Origin of the sequence: Kitasatospora sp. NPDC048296 (assembly GCF_043201815.1) — a bacterium.
In the GTDB taxonomy this organism is placed as follows: domain Bacteria; phylum Actinomycetota; class Actinomycetes; order Streptomycetales; family Streptomycetaceae; genus Kitasatospora.
In genome coordinates this window covers 26,951-42,206 of the sequence record NZ_JBICZB010000011.1, presented here as the reverse complement: position 1 = coordinate 42,206, position 15,256 = coordinate 26,951, and the positions used below count along the sequence as shown (strand labels likewise).

Here is a 15,256-nt window from a genome sequence, read left to right as displayed (position 1 = left end):
CCCGACCCTATCCACGGGTACGGCCCGGCGTCGACGGCCCGGGGGCGGGCGGCGTTGTCGACACGCGGGGGGCTCAGCGGGTTTCGGCCGATCGGAGCGGTGCCGGGCGCGCCGTCAGGAGGCGTGCGCCGATTGGGCGTACGGAGCCTGCGGGTGGCGTGCGCGCCCCGCGTGCGGGGGGGTGCGTGCGCCGGGGCCTGTGGCCGATCCCACAGGTCCGGGGGGCGGGGCGGGTCCCGCCGATCTTCGCCGCGCCCCCGGGCGGAAACGGCGGCGGCCGGTCGCACCCGGGGGTGCGGCCGGCCGTCGTGGGCGGGTGGGTGGCGGGATCAGCCCTGCGGGTGGTGGGCCGGGATCGGCGGGAGTTCGCCGGTGGTCTCGTACTCGCTCAGCATCTCGATCCGGCGGGTGTGCCGCGGCTCGCCGCTGTAGGGGGTGTTGAGGAAGACCTCGACGAACTTGGTGGCCTCATCCTGCGTGTGCATGCGGCCGCCGATGGAGATCACGTTGGCGTTGTTGTGCTGACGGCCGAGCTCGGCGGTCTGCACGCTCCAGGCCAGCGCCGCACGGACGCCCTTGACCTTGTTGGCGGCGATCGCCTCGCCGTTGCCCGAGCCGCCGATCACGATGCCCAGGGCCTCCGCGTCGGCGGCGGTGCGCTCGGCGGCGCGCAGGCAGAACGGCGGGTAGTCGTCCTCGGCGTCGTAGATGTGCGGCCCGCAGTCGACCGGCTCGTGGCCGGCCTCCTTCAGCCACTCCACCAGGTGGTTCTTCAGTTCGTATCCGGCATGGTCGGAGCCCAGGTACACGCGCATGCCATGAGTGTGGCATGCGCGAGCGCCCGGGCCCGACAACGGGGGCGTCAGCGCTTGCCGAGCAGCTTCCAGGCCAGCGGCAGGGCGCCGGCGGCGAAGGCCGCCTTGAGCGCGTCGCCGACCAGGTACGGGTAGAGGCCGAGCTCGGCGGCGCGGGCGAGCGACACGTGCAGGGTGAAGGCCAGGTACGGGACGCCGACCGCGTAGATGGCGAGGCTGCCGAGAACCATGGTGACGGCGGTGTTCACCGGGGTGCGGTCGGCGCCGCGGCGGGCCAGCGCGCCGGTCAGGGCGGCGGCCAGGACGAAGCCGAGCACGTAGCCGAAGGAGGGCATGGCCCAGCCGGAGGCGCCCTCGGCGAACCAGGGCATGCCCGCCATGCCGGCCAGCAGGTAGAGGGCGAGCGAGGCGACGCCGCGGCGGGCGCCGAGCGCGGTGCCGACCAGCAGGGCGGCGAAGGTCTGGCCGGTGACCGGCACCGGCGAGCCGGGGACGTTGACCGACAGCTGGGCGGCCACACCGGTCAGCGCGGCGCCGCCGACCACCAGGGCGAGGTCACGGGCCTGCGCGCCGAGGCGGGTGGAGGCGGCGGGCAGCAGGTCGGCGAGGACGGCGCGGCGCGCTATCGGGGTGGTGGCAGTGGCCATCGGGGGATCCTCCGTACGGGTCCAGGTGAGTGAACACCTGTGAACCTACGCGGTGATCCACTGCGCCGCCGCCACGGTTTCGGACAAAGCCCCGCCCTCGGGCGTTGTCGGAACCGACCCGAAACGACGGTCCGTGATCGGTTGATCACGCCGGGGTGCGGCCCGGTCCGCATGGTGGGCCGGAAGCGGACATTCTTGGCATGACCGGAGGGGTCCCCGGATATTGGACAGCTCATGCCGCATTCCGCACAGTCTGGATCCACCCCTATGGCCCCCACCTCCACGCCCACGGCGTCCGGGACCACCGACGCCGCCCAGCCGGACTCCGGCCCGGCGTCCGGCCAGCAGCTCAGCCACGGGCTCAAGCAGCGCCACCTGTCGATGATCGCCCTCGGTGGCGTCATCGGCGCCGGCCTGTTCGTCGGCTCGGGCGCCGGTATCGCGGCCGCCGGTCCGGCGATCATCCTCGCCTTCACCCTCTCCGGCCTGCTGGTCATGCTGATCATGCGGATGCTCGGGGAGATGTCCGCCGCCCGTCCGGCCTCCGGCTCGTTCTCGGTGCACGCCGAGAAGGAGATCGGCTCCTGGGCCGGGATCACGGCCGGCTGGATGTACTGGGTGATGCTCTGCTGCGGCGTCGCCGCCGAGGCCACCGCGGCCGGGAAGATCGTCAACGGCTGGATTCCCGGTGTCTCCGCCTGGGTCTGGGTCGGCCTGTTCATGGTCTTCTTCTGCGTCAGCAACCTGACCGCGGTGAAGAACTTCGGCGAGTTCGAGTTCTGGTTCGCCACCATCAAGGTCGCCGCGATCGCCGCCTTCCTGGTCCTCGGCGCGCTCGGCGTCGCCGGGGTGATCGGCCCCGGCGCCCCCGGCACGAGCAACCTCACCGGACACGGCGGCTTCCTGCCCAACGGCGTCAGCGGGCTGATCGTCGGCCTGCTCGCCTCGGTGTTCGCCTACGGCGGCCTGGAGACGGTGACCATCGCCGCGGCCGAGTCCGACGACCCCAAGAAGAACGTCGCCAACGCGGTGCGCACGGCGGTGTGGCGGATCGCGATCTTCTACATCGGCTCGATGGCCCTGGTGGTCGCCCTGGTCTCCTGGAAGGACCCGGCGGTCGTCGCCGACGGCCCCTACGTCACGGTGCTGCGCCACCTCGGGGTGCCCGCGGCCGGGACGATCATGGAGGCGGTGGTGCTGATCGCGCTGCTGTCCGCCATGAACGCCAACATCTACGGCGCCTCCCGGATGGCGTACTCGCTGGTCGGCCGCGGCCAGGGCCCCAAGGCACTGGCCAAGGTCAGCGGCGGGGTGCCCCGCCGGGCTGTGCTGGCCTCCTGCCTGTTCGGCTTCGGCGCCGTGCTGGCCGCCAAGTTCTGGCCTGCCACCGTGTTCACCTGGCTGATGAACACCACCGGCGTGGCGATCCTGGTGGTCTGGCTGTTCATCTGCATCGTCCAGCTGCGGATGCGCCGCCGGCTGGAGCGCGAGGCGCCCGAGCTGCTCACCGTGAAGATGTGGGGCTACCCGTACCTGACGTGGATCGCGATGGCCGCCGTGGTCGGCATCCTCGCGCTGATGACCACCACCGAGGGCGACCGCCAGCAGCTGTACGCGGCCGGGGTGCTGGTCGCACTGCTGAGCGCAGCCGGCCTGCTCAAGCAGCGCCGGGACGCGGCCGCGCGCTGATCCCCGGACACCCGGAAGGGCCAGGTACCAAGCCTTGGTACCTGGCCCTTCCGCGTGCCGGACGGACCTACTCGAAGGACGGGCCCGCCGTACGGGTGCGCTTGATCTCGTAGAAGCCCGGGGTGGAGGCCACCAGCAGGGTGCCGTCCCAGAGCCGGGCCGCGGCCTCGCCCTTCGGGGCCGGGGTGACGACCGGGCCGAAGAAGGCCACCCGCTCGCCGTCCGCGCCCTCGACCGCGATCACCGGGGTGCCGACGTCCTCGCCGACCAGGGTGATGCCCTCCTTGTGCGAGGCGCGCAGGGCCTCGTCGTACGCGTCGGTGTCGGCCGCGTCCGCCAGCTCGGCGGGCAGGCCGGCGGCCACCAGCGCGGCCTGGACGGTCTCCCGGTTCTGCGGCAGGCCCTGGTTGTGGAAGCGCAGGCCCAGCTCGGTGTAGAGCCGGCCCAGTACCTCCTCGCCGTGCTGCTGGGCGGCCGCGATGCAGACCCGCACCGCGCCCCAGGCGTTGTCCAGCAGCTGGCGGTACTCCTGCGGCAGGTCGCGGTGCTCGTTGAGCACCGACAGGCTCATCACGTGCCAGTTCACGTCGACCGGGCGCAGCTGCTGGACCTCGATCAGCCAGCGGGACGTCATCCACGCCCACGGGCAGGCCGGGTCGAACCAGAAATCGGCGGTCTTGCGCTCAGCGGCAGTCGTCACTGGGTCTCGTCCTTCGTGCGGTGATCCGAGGCGGCGGGGCCCCCATCCATGACAACGGGGCCCCACCCAGCCCCAACACCCCTCCGGCGCCGGTGATTCCGGCCCCGACCCGACGGCCTGTGCAATGGTACCGGCCAGTGCGAGCGTGAAAGGATGCCCCTGCGCGCGCGGCGCACACCGCGCACGGGACATCCACAGACGCACCACCGTGCGAGCCGGACAAAGGAGTACCGCCGTGCCGGGCAAGAACCTGAGCCGCGACGAAGCACAGCAGCGAGCCGGCATCCTGGCCGTGGACGGCTACCGGGTCCGGCTGGACGTGACCTCGGCCCCCGACCCGGCCGCCGCCACCTTCCGCTCCACCACCACCGTCGCCTTCCGCTGCTCCCAGCCCGGCGCCGCCACCTTCCTCGACCTGCTCGCCCCGGCCGTCCGCTCGATCACCCTCAACGGCCGCGCCCTGGACCCGGCGACCGCCTACGACGGCGCCCGGGTGCACGTCGACGGCCTGGCCGCGGAGAACGTCCTCACCGTCGAGGCCGACTGCGCCTACAGCCGCACCGGCGAGGGCCTGCACCGCTTCGTCGACCCGGCGGACGGCGAGACCTACCTCTACACCCACTACGAGCCGGCCGACGCCCGCCGGGTGTTCGCGAACTTCGAACAGCCCGACCTGAAGGCCCCGTTCAGCTTCACGGTGACCGCCCCGGCCGCCTGGGACGTGTGGTCCAACGCCGTGCACGAGAGCGTGACCGAGGAAGGCGCCGCCCGCACCTGGGAGTTCGCGCCGACCAAGCCGATCTCCACCTACCTCACCGCCGTGGTGGCCGGCCCGTACCACGTCGCCCGCGACCACTACAGCCGCGAACTCGCCGACGGCACCACCCTGGAGATCCCGCTCTCCGCGATGTGCCGCAAGTCGCTCGCGCCGTACTTCGACGCGGAGGAGATCCTCGGCGTCACCAAGCTCGGACTCGACTTCTTCCACGAGGAGTTCGACTTCCCGTACCCCTTCGGCAAGTACGACCAGGCCTTTGTCCCCGAGTACAACATCGGCGCGATGGAGAACCCGGGCTGCGTGACCTTCAAGGAGGAGTTCGTCTTCCGCTCGAAGGTCACCGACGCCGCCTACGAGGCCCGCGCCAACGTCGTCCTGCACGAGATGGCGCACATGTGGTTCGGCGACCTGGTCACCCCGCGCTGGTGGGACGACCTGTGGCTGAAGGAGTCCTTCGCCGACTTCATGGGCTCCTACGGCCTGATCGGCGCCCGCACCCGGTACTCCTCCGCCTGGGTCACCTTCGCCAACCAGCGCAAGGCCTGGGCCTACCGGCAGGACCAGTTCCCCACCACCCACCCGATCACCGCCGACATCCGCGATCTGGAGGACGCCAAGCTCAACTTCGACGGCATCACCTACGCCAAGGGCGCCTCCGTCCTCAAGCAGCTGGTCGCGTACGTCGGTTCGAAGGCCTTCTTCGAGGGCGCCCGCCGCTACTTCAAGCGGCACGCCTTCGGCAACACCGAACTGGCCGACCTGCTGGGCGTGCTGGAGGAGACCAGCGGGCGCGACCTGAAGAGCTGGGCCGCCGCCTGGCTGCAGACCGCCGGGGTCAACGCGCTCACCCCGCAGGTCACCACCGACGCCGAGGGCCGGATCACCGAGCTGGCCGTGCTCCAGGACGGCGAGGTGCTGCGCCCGCACCGGATCGCGGTCGGCCTGTACGACCGGGACGCCGACGGCGCCCTGGTGCGCACCGAGCGGATCGAGCTGGACGTCACCGGCGCCCGTACGGTCGTCGCCGAGGCGGCCGGCCGCCCGCGCCCGGCCCTGGTCCTGCTCAACGACGAGGACCTGACCTACTGCAAGATCCGCTTCGACTCCGAGTCGCTGGAGGCCCTGCGCACCGGCCTCGGCGACATCCGCGACGAGCTGGCCCGCGCGCTCGCCTGGTCCGCCGTCTGGAACCTCACCCGCGACGGCCTGATGCCGGCCCGCGACTACGTCGCCCTGGTGCTGCGCTTCGCCGGCCAGGAGGGCAACATCGGCGTGCTGCAGTCGCTGCACGCCCAGGCCAAGACCGCCGTCGACCTGTACGCCGCCCCCGAGTGGCGCGCCGAGGGTGCCCGGCAGCTCGCCGACGGCGCCCTGCGCGAGCTGCGCGAGGCCGTCCCCGGCAGCGACCACCAGCTGGCCTGGGCCCGCTTCCTGGCCCAGACCGCGGGCGGCGCCGAGCACCTCGGCCTGGTCCGCGGCCTGCTGACCGGCAGCGCCCGGATCGACGGGCTGGAGGTCGACCAGGAGCTGCGCTGGTCGCTGTGGCTGGCGCTGGCCGCCGCCGGGCAGGCCGCCGACGAGGAGCTCGCCGAGGAGCTGGCCGCCGACAACACCGCGGGCGGCAAGCGCCAGTACACCCAGTGCCTGGCCGCCCGGCCCACCCCGGAGGCCAAGGCCGCCGCCTGGTCGGCCGTGCTCGACTCGGACGAGCTGCCGAGCGCCCTGGTCGAGGCCAACACGGCGGGCTTCTCGATCCCGGCCCAGCGCGACCTGACCGTCCTCTACGCGGCGCCGTACTTCAAGCTGCTGGAGAAGGCCTGGGCCGAGCGGACCATCGAGATCGCGATGCGGATCGTCGGCGGCTTCTTCCCGATCGCCCAGACCGACGAGCAGACCCTGGCCGAGGCCGACGCCTGGCTGTCCGGCCACCCGAAGGCGGCGCCGGCGCTGCGCCGCCTGGTGCTGGAGCGCCGGGACGACCTGGCCCGCGCGCTGCGGGCGCAGGCCTGCGACCGCGCCTGATCCACGAGTGCCGAAGGGCCCGCCGTGCTCGGGCGGGCCCTTCGGCGTGGACCACGGCGGCGTCGGCTCCGCTCGGTCGGCTCCGCTCGGTCCGCGTCGCCGGCCTCTTCGCAGGCGGGGAGAGCGCGAAGAGGCCGGACCGCGGGGTGCGGTCCGGCCTCCCTGAGGCGCTCGGGCTCAGTCGCTGTGCCCGATCAGCCGATGAGCGAGCGCAGCACGTACTGCAGGATGCCGCCGTTGCGGTAGTAGTCCGCCTCACCGGGGGTGTCGATGCGGACGACCGCGTCGAACTCCTTGTCACCGGCCTTGACCTTGACGGTCTTGGGGGTGCGGCCCTCGTTGAGCTCGGTCACGCCGGTGATGGAGAAGGTCTCCTCGCCGGTCAGGCCGAGGGAGTCGGCGTTCTCGCCCTCCGGGAACTGCAGCGGCAGGACGCCCATGCCGATCAGGTTCGAGCGGTGGATGCGCTCGTAGGACTCGGCGATGACGGCCTTGACACCGAGCAGCGCGGTGCCCTTGGCGGCCCAGTCGCGGGACGAGCCGGAGCCGTACTCCTTGCCGGCCAGGACGACCAGCGGGGTGCCGGCGGCCTGGTAGTTCTGCGAGGCGTCGTAGATGAACGACACCGGGCCGTCGGCCTGGGTGAAGTCGCGGGTGTAGCCGCCCTCGGTGCCCGGCGCGATCTGGTTGCGCAGACGGATGTTGGCGAAGGTGCCGCGGATCATGACCTCGTGGTTGCCACGGCGCGAGCCGTAGGAGTTGAAGTCACGCTTCTCGACACCGTTGGCGGTCAGGTACTGCGCCGCCGGGGTGCCCGGCTTGATGTTGCCGGCCGGGGAGATGTGGTCGGTGGTGACCGAGTCGCCCAGCTTGGCCAGGACGCGGGCACCGGCGATGTCGGTCACCGGGCTCGGGGTCTTGGCCATGCCCTCGAAGTACGGGGGCTTGCGGACGTAGGTGGACTCGGCGTCCCACTCGAAGGTGTTGCCGGTCGGGACCGGGAGCGACTGCCAGCGGTAGTCACCGGCGAAGACGTCCTGGTAGCCCTTGTCGAACATGTCCTGGTCGATGGAGCCGGCGACGACGGCGGCGACCTCCTGCTCCGACGGCCAGATGTCGGAGAGGAAGACGTCGTTGCCGTCGGCGTCCTTGCCCAGGGCGTCCTTGGTGATGTCGACGTTCATGTTGCCGGCGAGGGCGTAGGCGACCACCAGCGGCGGGGAGGCCAGGTAGTTCATCTTGACGTCGGGGTTGATCCGGCCCTCGAAGTTGCGGTTGCCGGAGAGCACCGAGACGACCGCGAGGTCGGACTCGTTGACGGCGGCAGAGACCTCCTCGGGCAGCGGGCCCGAGTTGCCGATGCAGGTGACGCAGCCGTAGCCGACCAGGTTGAAGCCCAGCTTCTCCATGTACGGGAGCAGGCCGGCCTTCTCGTAGTAGTCCATGACGACCTTGGAGCCCGGCGCCAGGGTGGTCTTGACCCAGGGCTTGACCTGCAGGCCCCGCTCCACGGCCTTCTTCGCCAGCAGGGCGGCGCCCAGCATGACGGAGGGGTTGGAGGTGTTGGTGCAGGAGGTGATCGAGGCGATCACGACCGCGCCGTTGTCGATCTCGTAGGTCGAGCCGTCGGGGGCGGTGACGGCGGTCGGCTTGGAGGCCTCGGCGGAGTAGGTCGGCAGCGTCTCGGCGAACTTCTGGGCGGCCTCGGCCAGGATCACGCGGTCCTGCGGGCGCTTCGGGCCGGAGATCGACGGGACGACGGTGGAGACGTCCAGCTCCAGGTACTCGGAGTAGACCGGCTCGACCGACGGGTCGTGCCAGAGGCCCTGCTCCTTGGCGTACGCCTCGACCAGGGCGAGCTGCTGCTCGTCGCGGCCGGTGAGCTTCAGGTAGTTGACGGTCTCGGTGTCGATCGGGAAGATCGCGCAGGTCGAGCCGAACTCCGGCGACATGTTGCCGATGGTGGCGCGGTTGGCCAGCGGGATGGCGCCGATGCCGTCGCCGTAGAACTCGACGAACTTGCCGACCACACCGTGCTTGCGCAGCATCTCGGTGATGGTGAGCACCAGGTCGGTGGCGGTGGTGCCGGCCGGCAGCTGGCCGGTCAGCTTGAAGCCGACCACGCGCGGGATCAGCATGGAGACCGGCTGGCCCAGCATCGCGGCCTCGGCCTCGATGCCGCCGACGCCCCAGCCCAGCACGCCCAGGCCGTTGACCATGGTGGTGTGCGAGTCGGTGCCGACGCAGGTGTCCGGGTAGGCCTGGCCGCCGCGGACCATGACGGTGCGGGCCAGGTGCTCGATGTTCACCTGGTGGACGATGCCGGTGCCCGGCGGGACGACCTTGAACTCGTCGAAGGCGGTCTGGCCCCAGCGCAGGAACTGGTAGCGCTCCTTGTTGCGGCCGTACTCGATCTCGACGTTCTGGGTGAACGCGTCCTTGGTGCCGAACTTGTCGGCGATGACGGAGTGGTCGATGACCAGCTCGGCCGGGGCCAGCGGGTTGATCTTGTCCGGGTCGCCGCCCAGCTCCTTGACGGCCTCACGCATGGTGGCGAGGTCGACCACGCACGGCACACCGGTGAAGTCCTGCATGATCACGCGGGCCGGGGTGAACTGGATCTCCTGGCTCGGCTGGGCGTCGGCGTCCCAGTTGCCGAGGGCGCGGATGTGGTCGGCGGTGATGTTCGCGCCGTCCTCCGTGCGGAGCAGGTTCTCCAGCAGCACCTTGAGGCTGTAGGGCAGCCGCTCGGAACCCTCGACGGCGGAGAGCTTGAAGATCTCGTACGACTCGTCGCCCACCTGCAGCGAGCTGCGGGCGTCGAAGCTGTTCGCGGACACGACTGACTCCTTCTGGGTGCTTCGTGCTTAATCCGGCCGTCACGCGGTGGTAAGGTCAGCCTTACTTAGGTTGACCTTGCCCGCATCGCCGGTGAGCGCCTCTCGGCAAGTATCTTGATGTCGAGATATATCGTAAGGGGCAGTTATCTCGATGTCGAGATAAACCATAGTGCATGCCGCCGCCATCACCACCGCAGGCATGCCCCGGGGCGCGACGGCGCAGGTCAGCGGCCGTCCGGGCCGCGACGCTTGCGCTCCAGCCGGATCAGCCAGACCGCTCCCGCCACGACGGCGGCGGCCACCAACAGCACCACCACCAGCTCACCACCCGAGCCGCCGGTCGGCGAGGGGGCGATGTCCGCCAGCAGGGTCGTCGTGCTCATTCCTTCTCCTTCTCCTTCTCATCCACCCGGTCCGTGCCCAGGCCCAGGACCAGCATCAGCAGCACCGGGAACTCCAGATAGGCGTGGTAACTGGCCAGCGCCGCGTACACCGAGCGACCCTGGGCGTAATCCACGGCGAACAACAGGGCCAGCAGCGCGCCCGCGCCCGCCCCCAGCGCCCAGGCCCGCACCCCGCGCAAGGACGGCACCCGGGCTTCGAAGCGCTCCGCCGCCTCAGGCGCGTACCGCGGCAGGAACCACACCCAGACCACGTAGTGCATCGTCTGCAGGAAGGCGAACACCGCCAGGAACCGCAGGCCGCCCTCCGGGCTCAGCCAGGCCGGCGGGGTGTAGGCGGCGGCCAACCTGTCCGTCCAGCCGCCGGGGCGCTGGGACAGCACTCCGTCCAACAGCCCGCTCAGCAGCAGCGCCGGAACCAGCAGCACCCAACCGAACTGCAGCGCCAGGAACGCCGCGCGCCCCCGCGCCAGCCGGCGCGACCACTCGGCCAGGAACAGCAGCGGCACCACGTTGTGCAGATGTGCCAGCACCACGAAGTGGTACGCCGGGAAGGCCAGCGAGGCGGCGCCCGCACCCGCCAGGCCGACGGCGCTCACCACCAGCAGCCGCGGCCGGCCGCGCAGCCCGTACCGGCAGGCCGCCGCCAACAGGCCGTAGGCGAGCAGGATCTCCGCCGACTGGGACAGCCGGGAGGGCGGCAGCAGACGGCACACCACGATCCCGGTCACCAGCGCCAGCAGCAGCCTCAGCAGCGGACCGGCCAGCACCGCGGCGAAGCGGCCGGCCACGTAGCGCAGCTCCAGCACGTTGTGCAGCAGACCGAAGGCGGCCAGCCCCAGCACCGCCAGACCGGTCGGCGCGCGCAGGGCCAGCGCCAGCGCCAGGACGGCCGACAGTGCGAAGCCCGCGAACGGCGCGGCGGACAGCCTGGCCGTCGGGCCGGGCGCGGGCCAGGCGCCGACTCCGGCGCCCGCTCGGATCCCCGTGGTCGCCATGCTCCCCCTCCCCGTGGCACGATCCCCGCCGTGCGCTACCCGGTGGCCCTCGCCCTCACCCTGCTGACCGAGACACCCGTCTACACCGCTGCCCTCACCCGGATCGGGCGGGTGCGCCCGGCGCGGGCCGCCGCGGCCGGCGTGCTGGTCAACCTGGTGACGCATCCGCTGCTCTGGTGGACCCTCCGGCACTGGACCGACGGACCCGCCGCAGCGTACTGGACGGGCTTCACGCTCAGCGAGACGTCGGTCGTCGTGGTCGAGGCGCTGCTGCTGTGCCCGATCACCGGACTGCGCCCGCGCGACCCGCTGCCCTGGATCGCCTCCCTCACCGCCAACGCGGCTTCGCTGCTGGCGGGGCTGCTGCTCGGGACCTGACCGCCGACGGCCCGTAACGCGGTCTCCGGGCTCGGGCGTCTAACCGTGCGCAGAGGGCGCGCCGTGCGCAGATGGTGCGGAGCCCACCACGTCACGGGGTTCGAGGGGACAGCAGTGATCAGGAAGACGCGACGGGCCGAGGAGAGCGCGGAGTTCGAGAGCTTCGCGCACAGCCGGGGGCAGCGACTCTTCCGCACCGCCGTACTGCTCTGCGGCGACTGGCACCTCGCCGAGGACCTCACCCAGGTCACCCTGGCCAAGCTCTACGCCTCCTGGTCCAAGGTCCGCCGGGCCGAGAACCAGGACGCGTACGCCCGCAGCACACTCGTCCGCTCCTACCTCTCCCACCGCCGGCTGCGCCGCACCGGCGAACGACCCGCCCTCGGCGAACTGCCGGAGGGCGTCTGTCCCGAGGGCGACCCGGCGCTGCGCGTCACCCTGCTCACCGCCCTCGCCGAACTCCCGCCCCGGGACCGGGCCGTACTCGTCCTGCGCTACTGGGAGGACCGCAGCGTCGAGGAGACCGCCACCGAACTCGGCCTGAGCCCCGGGGCGGTGCGCAGCCAGGCCCTGCGCGCCCTCGGCCGGCTGCGCACGGTCCTCGGCCCGGACGCGGCCGAGCAGCTCACCCGCTCCTGAGGCGTCTCCCCCACCAGGTGTCTGAAAGGAACCCGACCATGAACGAACCGGACGCGGACGGCCGGAAGCTGTCCACCACCTTCGAACAGGCGATGGACGGCGTCGGCCTGGACCTGGGCCCGCTGGTCGCCGGCGCGGCCGCACAGGGCCGCTCGATCCGGCGCCGCCGCCGGCTGACGGTCGCCACCGCCGTGACGGCGGTGGCCGCGCTGGCCGTCGGCGGCTCGGTCGCCCTGCGGGCGGGCGGAGGCGCTTCTGCCACCGTGGCCGCTGCCTCGGCATCGCCATCGGCTTCGCCATCGCCGTCGTCGGCCGCGGCGACTCCCGACAAGAAGGACCCCCAGCCGGTCCAGGAGTCGGACGACGGCGCCGAACAACCGATTCCGGGCAACGGCCCCAACGCGGGCAAGGTCGGCCTGACCGGCCACGCCACACTGCTCACCCTGTCCCGGGCGCTGCCGGCGAACGGTCGGACGTCGGGCTACGCCGGCCACTCCCAGACGGTGGGCTGGACCGGCCCCGAGCGGAAGGACGTAATGGTCCGGGCCCGTCTGACCTACGACGACGGCACCGGACCGGCCGAGGTCGGCATCGTCGTCGAGGGAGGCATCGGCGCGCAGTTCCGGCCGGGCTCCCACCCCGTGGGCCCCGGCTCCGATCCGCACATCATCGGCTACGACGACTACTTCAGCTGCGACAAGCTGAACGCGACCGGGCAGCTCCGCTCCTGCTCCGGCAGCGTCCTCCCGGACGGCAGTCACCTAGTCCTCACCGAACGGGCCGTCGGCGCCACCGTCTCCCGCAACGCCAGCCTGCTGCGGCCGGACAACACCAAGGTGACGGTCACCGCCTCCAACACACGACTGATCACCTACCAGGGCGGGCCCGTCGTGCTCCGGGACGGGTTGCCGCTCACCCTCGACCAGTTGAAGGCCGCCGTCATGGCCACCGGCTACCAGGAATGGATCACGCCGGAGGAGGCGAAGCAGGCCGAGCAGACGATCCGGCCGTTCCACGACGACACGCCGGAACGGAACATGCCGTCCCCCCTCCCCACCGCGACGCCCGTCACGAAGCCCGCCGACCAGGGCTGAGGCCCGTCCCGGTACGGTGGCCGGTGAGTTGACGTGCAGGAACAGGCAGGGGCCGACTGATGATCGTGGTGGACGCATCCGCGCTGGTGCTGGCGCTCGCCGACCAGGGCCCGCGCGGAGACCGCGCCCGGGCCGAACTCGCCGCCGACGGCGAGTGGTTGGCACCCGAGCACATCGTCATCGAGGTGATGCAGTCACTGCGCGGGCTCTACCTGGCCAAGGAGCTGACCGCCGAACGGGTCGCCGAACTCACCGGGGAGCTCGCGGCGGTGACGATCCGCAAGGTCGAGGTGGCGCCGCTGCTCGGCCGGATCTGGGAGCTCAAGGACAACCTCACGCCGGACGACGCCGCGTACGTCGCGGTCGCCGAGCAGTACGGCGTGCCGCTGGTCACCGCCGACCTGCGGCTGATGCGGGCCAGCGGGCCGCGCTGCGAGATCCGGGGGATCCGGCGGGACGCGGACTGAGGGTGTCCTCGGGGCGAGGCGCGAGGCGGGCTCCGGGTGTCCTCGGGGCGAGGCGCTAGGCGGGCCGAGGGTGTCCTCGGCGCTCCGGCCGCGTTAGCAGGGCGACCGTCGCCCCGCCCGTGGAAGGCCCGTCCCGATGCCCGCTCCGTTCGCCGCCGCCCTGCTGCCGCTGGCCCTGCTCGCCCCCGCCGCCTCGCCGGTCTCCGTCCTGGAAGCGCACTTCGACCCGGCGACCGCCTTCGTCCCGCCGGCCGCGATCAGCTACGCGGACGACCTGGTGCCGTACGGCTCGCACGCCCGGGTGGTCACCGACCGCTCGGTGCCCGGGCGGACGGTGGTCACCCTGACGGTGGCCGGACTCGCCCCCGACCACGAGTTCCCGGTGCACCTGCACACCGGCAGCTGCGAGGCGGACCCGGCCGCCTCCGGGCCGCACTACCAGAACGCGGTCGACCCGGTGCAGCCGTCCACCGACCCGGCGTACGCCAACGACCGCAACGAGCTGCGGCTGGCGCTGCGCACCGACGGGCGGGGCGAGGGCACCGCCTCGGCCGCGGTGGACTGGCAGCCGCGGCCGGGCGAGGCGCGCTCGCTGGTGCTGCACGCGGGCACCCCGGCCGGGCCGCACGCGGCGGGCGACCGGGTGGCCTGCGTCCGGCTGGAGAAGTAGCCGGTCGGTCCCCCCGGGGGGCGGCCGGTCCGTTCGTTCAGGAGCCCAGGGTGGCGACCAGGACCGCCTTGATGGTGTGCAGGCGGTTCTCGGCCTGGTCGAACACGATGGAGTGCGCCGACTCGAACAGCTCGTCGGTGCACTCCAGCTCGGTCATGCCGGTCGCCTCGTACATCTGCCGTCCGACCACGGTGCCGAGGTCGTGGAACGCGGGCAGGCAGTGCAGGAACTTCACGTCCGGGTTGCCGGTCGCCCGGACGGTGTCCATCGACACCTGGTACGGCTTGAGCAGCTCGATCCGCTCCGCCCAGACCTCCTTGGGCTCGCCCATCGACACCCAGACGTCGGTGTAGAGGAAGTCGGCGCCGGCCACGCCCTCGGCCACGTCCTCGGTCAGGGTGATCCGCGCGCCGGTCTCCTCGGCCAGCTGCTGGGCGGCCTTCCGTACGTCCTCGGCCGGCCAGAGGGCGCGCGGGGCGACGATCCGGATGTCCATGCCGAGCAGAGCGCCGGTCACCAACAGCGAGTTGCCCATGTTGGAGCGGGCGTCGCCCAGGTAGGCGAGGACGACCTCGGTGAGCGGCTTGGCGGTGTGCTCGGTGACGGTGAGCACGTCGGCCAGCATCTGGGTGGGGTGCCACTCGTCGGTCAGGCCGTTCCAGACCGGGACGCCGGCGTACTCGGCCAGCTCCTCGACGACCTCCTGGCCGTGGCCGCGGTACTCGATCCCGTCGAACATCCGGCCCAGCACCCGGGCGGTGTCCTTCACCGACTCCTTGTGGCCGATCTGCGAGCCGGCCGGGTCCAGGTAGGTGGTGGTGGCGCCCTGGTCGTGGGCGGCGACCTCGAAGGCGCAGCGGGTGCGGGTGGAGGTCTTCTCGAAGATCAGCGCGATGTTCTTGCCGCGCAGCCGGGGCTGCTCGGTGCCCGCATACTTGGCCGCCTTGAGCCCGGCGGCGAGGTCCACCAGGAAGCGGAACTCCTGGGGCGTGAAGTCGAGCTCCTTGAGGAAGTGCCTGTTCCGGAGGTTGAAGGCCATACCGGGCTCCTGGGGTGACGGGACTACGGGGAAGGCGGCAAGTGTATACGACAGTTGGAATTTCTATACAGAATGACGG

The 15,256-nt window shown here is 71.9% G+C and carries 14 protein-coding genes; 7 read left to right on the top strand and 7 right to left on the bottom strand.

Annotated elements, in window-relative coordinates; all coding sequences use genetic code 11:
- Positions 1–329: 329 nt before the first annotated feature.
- Both ACGF12_RS09705 and ACGF12_RS09700 read right to left on the bottom strand, forming a co-directional pair.
- Positions 330–815, bottom strand: a complete 486-nt coding sequence (locus ACGF12_RS09705; protein WP_393027681.1) for a ribose-5-phosphate isomerase — start codon at positions 813–815, stop codon at positions 330–332.
- Positions 816–862: 47 nt separating this feature from the next.
- Positions 863–1,462, bottom strand: coding sequence for a biotin transporter BioY (locus ACGF12_RS09700; protein ID WP_393027679.1), 600 nt, complete (start codon positions 1,460–1,462; stop codon positions 863–865).
- Between the two features lie 267 nt (positions 1,463–1,729).
- On the opposite strand from ACGF12_RS09700, the gene ACGF12_RS09695 reads away from it, so the two are divergent.
- Positions 1,730–3,151, top strand: a complete 1,422-nt coding sequence (locus ACGF12_RS09695; RefSeq protein WP_393027677.1) for an amino acid permease — start codon at positions 1,730–1,732, stop codon at positions 3,149–3,151.
- Positions 3,152–3,218: 67 nt separating this feature from the next.
- On the opposite strand, the gene ACGF12_RS09690 is transcribed toward ACGF12_RS09695, so the two are convergent.
- Positions 3,219–3,851, bottom strand: a complete 633-nt coding sequence (locus ACGF12_RS09690) for a DsbA family protein (protein WP_393027675.1) — start codon at positions 3,849–3,851, stop codon at positions 3,219–3,221.
- A 235-nt stretch (positions 3,852–4,086) separates the two neighbouring features.
- On the opposite strand from ACGF12_RS09690, the gene pepN reads away from it, so the two are divergent.
- Positions 4,087–6,651: an aminopeptidase N gene (gene pepN, locus ACGF12_RS09685; RefSeq protein WP_393027673.1), complete on the top strand. Its 2,565-nt coding sequence runs from the start codon at positions 4,087–4,089 to the stop codon at positions 6,649–6,651.
- Between the two features lie 194 nt (positions 6,652–6,845).
- Here the strand turns inward: pepN and acnA are convergent, their stop codons facing one another.
- The 3 genes from acnA to ACGF12_RS09670 form a co-directional block, all read right to left on the bottom strand.
- Positions 6,846–9,491, bottom strand: a complete 2,646-nt coding sequence (gene acnA, locus ACGF12_RS09680) for an aconitate hydratase AcnA (RefSeq protein ID WP_393027671.1) — start codon at positions 9,489–9,491, stop codon at positions 6,846–6,848.
- 224 nt (positions 9,492–9,715) lie between these two features.
- Positions 9,716–9,874: a hypothetical protein gene (locus ACGF12_RS09675; RefSeq protein WP_387619816.1), complete on the bottom strand. Its 159-nt coding sequence runs from the start codon at positions 9,872–9,874 to the stop codon at positions 9,716–9,718.
- Positions 9,871–10,890: a hypothetical protein gene (locus ACGF12_RS09670; protein WP_393027669.1), complete on the bottom strand. Its 1,020-nt coding sequence runs from the start codon at positions 10,888–10,890 to the stop codon at positions 9,871–9,873. The genes ACGF12_RS09675 and ACGF12_RS09670 overlap by 4 nt, the downstream gene beginning before the upstream one ends.
- A gap of 30 nt (positions 10,891–10,920) precedes the next feature.
- On the opposite strand from ACGF12_RS09670, the gene ACGF12_RS09665 reads away from it, so the two are divergent.
- The 5 genes from ACGF12_RS09665 (at position 10,921) to ACGF12_RS09645 (ending at position 14,138) form a co-directional block, all read left to right on the top strand.
- Positions 10,921–11,268, top strand: coding sequence for a hypothetical protein (locus ACGF12_RS09665; protein WP_393027667.1), 348 nt, complete (start codon positions 10,921–10,923; stop codon positions 11,266–11,268).
- A 114-nt stretch (positions 11,269–11,382) separates the two neighbouring features.
- The gene (locus ACGF12_RS09660; RefSeq protein ID WP_393027665.1) at positions 11,383–11,907 is read left to right on the top strand and encodes a SigE family RNA polymerase sigma factor; all 525 of its coding nucleotides are present in this window, start codon (positions 11,383–11,385) and stop codon (positions 11,905–11,907) included.
- Between the two features lie 38 nt (positions 11,908–11,945).
- On the top strand, positions 11,946–13,001 hold the full coding sequence (locus ACGF12_RS09655) for a hypothetical protein (protein WP_393027663.1): 1,056 nt from the start codon (positions 11,946–11,948) through the stop codon (positions 12,999–13,001).
- A gap of 59 nt (positions 13,002–13,060) precedes the next feature.
- A complete protein-coding gene (locus ACGF12_RS09650) occupies positions 13,061–13,468 on the top strand; it encodes a type II toxin-antitoxin system VapC family toxin (RefSeq protein WP_393027661.1) in 408 nt (135 codons plus the stop codon).
- 136 nt (positions 13,469–13,604) lie between these two features.
- A complete protein-coding gene (locus ACGF12_RS09645; RefSeq protein WP_393027659.1) occupies positions 13,605–14,138 on the top strand; it encodes a superoxide dismutase family protein in 534 nt (177 codons plus the stop codon).
- A gap of 37 nt (positions 14,139–14,175) precedes the next feature.
- Here ACGF12_RS09645 and argF read toward each other — a convergent pair whose 3' ends face one another.
- Positions 14,176–15,177 carry an ornithine carbamoyltransferase gene (argF, locus tag ACGF12_RS09640; RefSeq protein WP_393027657.1) on the bottom strand — a complete coding sequence of 334 codons (1,002 nt, stop codon included), beginning with the start codon at positions 15,175–15,177 and terminating at the stop codon, positions 14,176–14,178.
- Positions 15,178–15,256: the final 79 nt, after the last annotated feature.

What these genes read in the sequence shown, in the direction of transcription:
- ACGF12_RS09675 (WP_387619816.1), bottom strand. Translation starts at nt 9,874, where the DNA reads ATGAGCACGACGACCCTGCTGGCGGACATCGCCCCCTCGCCGACCGGC.
- argF (WP_393027657.1), bottom strand. Translation starts at nt 15,177, where the DNA reads ATGGCCTTCAACCTCCGGAACAGGCACTTCCTCAAGGAGCTCGACTTC.
- ACGF12_RS09700 (WP_393027679.1), bottom strand. Translation starts at nt 1,462, where the DNA reads ATGGCCACTGCCACCACCCCGATAGCGCGCCGCGCCGTCCTCGCCGAC.
- ACGF12_RS09670 (WP_393027669.1), bottom strand. Translation starts at nt 10,890, where the DNA reads ATGGCGACCACGGGGATCCGAGCGGGCGCCGGAGTCGGCGCCTGGCCC.
- ACGF12_RS09645 (WP_393027659.1), top strand. Translation starts at nt 13,605, where the DNA reads ATGCCCGCTCCGTTCGCCGCCGCCCTGCTGCCGCTGGCCCTGCTCGCC.
- ACGF12_RS09705 (WP_393027681.1), bottom strand. Translation starts at nt 815, where the DNA reads ATGCGCGTGTACCTGGGCTCCGACCATGCCGGATACGAACTGAAGAAC.
- ACGF12_RS09650 (WP_393027661.1), top strand. Translation starts at nt 13,061, where the DNA reads ATGATCGTGGTGGACGCATCCGCGCTGGTGCTGGCGCTCGCCGACCAG.
- ACGF12_RS09695 (WP_393027677.1), top strand. Translation starts at nt 1,730, where the DNA reads ATGGCCCCCACCTCCACGCCCACGGCGTCCGGGACCACCGACGCCGCC.
- ACGF12_RS09655 (WP_393027663.1), top strand. Translation starts at nt 11,946, where the DNA reads ATGAACGAACCGGACGCGGACGGCCGGAAGCTGTCCACCACCTTCGAA.